The following is a 1,822-nucleotide window of genomic DNA, read 5'->3' on the forward strand; positions in this document are numbered from 1 at the left end:
CTCGCAAGCTCGCGCGACTGCTCCTCAGGGATCAAGAAGGTCACACCAGCAACTCGCAAGCTCGCGCAGCTGCTCCTCAGGGATCAAGACTGCTACTTCTTGCGGGCCTTTTTCAGGGCGCGGGCATTGAGCTTGCGCCACATCTTGATCTGGCCGTCGGCCAACTTGGTGTCACGCTTGGCGAACGGCGGCGACATCATCGTGGCGACAGTGAGCGGCATCGTCGAGAATGCGACAGCGCGGCGATGACTGAAGGTGTCGAAGCCGGTCTTGCCGTGGTAGCCGCCCATGCCGCTGCGGCCGACACCGCCGAACGGGAGTTCGGGACCGAACAGGTGCAGCGCGAAGTCGTTGCCGTTGATAGCGCCGCTGCGGGTGCCATCGGCGAGACGCTCGAACCGTTCGTTGCGGTTGCCGCACCAGTACATCGTCAGCGGGTGGGGGTTGGCCGCGATGCGGTTGATGGCCTCGGACAGGTTGCGGTACGGGTACACCGTCAGCACCGGACCGAACACCTCGTCCTCCTCGATCTTCATGCCGGCCTTGACACCGGTGAGGATCGTAGGGGCGATCTTGCGGCGCCCGGCGTCGGGTAGCTGCTCGCCGGCCGGGATCACCTGGCGCTTGGTGGCGCCCAGGGACACCGCGTCGTCGATGAGGCCGACGATGCGGTTGTAGTTCTTCTCGTTGATGGTGGCGGTGAACTGCGGATTGTCGACGATCGTCGGGAGGTTGGCGGTCCAGCGTGCGATCACCTTGTCGATGAACTCGTCGTGCTTGGCCTCGGGGACGAACACGTAGTCGGGGCACAGGCACACCTGGCCGCCGTTGACCAGCCGGGCGTCGGCCACCAGGTTGGCGGCCTTGGTGAGGTCTGCATCGGTGTCGACGACGACCGGGTTCTTGCCGCCGAGTTCGAGAGTGACGGGCACCAGGTTCTTGCCGGCCTCCGACGCCACCGACGCGCCCACCTCGGGCGATCCGGTGAAGAACATGTGGTCGACCTTGAGCTTGGCGAAGTCCGAGCCGGACCCGTGCCGCGAGGTGATGACCGCGAACTCCTCGATGGAGAAGTAGTCGGGGGCGTACTTGGCGATCACGTCGGTGGTCTTGGCCGTGATCGACGACGGCCGGATCAGCACCCGGTTACCGGCGGCGAACGCCGAACCCGCGGGCACGATGGTGAGCTGCAGCGGGAAGTTCCACGGGCCCATGATGCCGACCACGCCGAGCGGTTCGTGCCGGATCGACTGCTTGAAACCGGCGACGCCCATCACCTTGGAGGTCTTGGTCTCCTTCATCCATTTGGCGACGCTGCGCCGCTGGTGGGCCAGGTCGAGCATGCAACCGGCGATGTCGGCCATCAGTGACAGTTCACGGGGGCGCGAACCGAAGTCGGCGGTCAGTGCCTGCGCGATCTCGTCGGAATGGTCGAGCAGCAGCGCGGCGAGCCGGGCGATGCGGTCGATACGGGTTTTGGCGTCCGGGATGCCGTCGCGCAGGAACGCGGCCCGCTGGATCTCCAGCAACTCGGTCATAGTGTGCTGATCCGACGACACGTGCGTGTCGGTCGGGGTGAGCTCAGCGGGCTTGGTCATGCATCCTCCCAGATGGTTGTGTCGGTGTTCGTTGCCACCAGCGTAGGCACCGGAACATATATGTTTCGGGTACCAGTATGCGGGAGTTCACAGTGTTTGGCGACGGACGGTGGTCACGTCATGCGTGTACCTCACCGGACCCTTCGTGACCCTTGCGACTTCGTCGCTTCGGCCTCAGGGATCAAGAGAGGTACCCGGCACTCCCTGCGCATCAGCCTCAGGGA

1 protein-coding gene is annotated in these 1,822 nt (G+C 64.9%); it reads right to left on the minus strand.

What is annotated here, in order from left to right; translation table 11 throughout:
- Positions 1-92: 92 nt before the first annotated feature.
- On the minus strand, positions 93-1,598 hold the full coding sequence (locus tag KDB67_RS20340) for an aldehyde dehydrogenase family protein (protein ID WP_291019933.1): 1,506 nt from the start codon (positions 1,596-1,598) through the stop codon (positions 93-95).
- Positions 1,599-1,822 lie beyond the last annotated feature (224 nt).

The organism is Gordonia sp. (in: high G+C Gram-positive bacteria) (assembly GCF_020438995.1).
In the GTDB taxonomy this organism is placed as follows: domain Bacteria; phylum Actinomycetota; class Actinomycetes; order Mycobacteriales; family Mycobacteriaceae; genus Gordonia.

What these genes read in the sequence shown, in the direction of transcription:
- KDB67_RS20340 (WP_291019933.1), bottom strand. Translation starts at nt 1,598, where the DNA reads ATGACCAAGCCCGCTGAGCTCACCCCGACCGACACGCACGTGTCGTCG.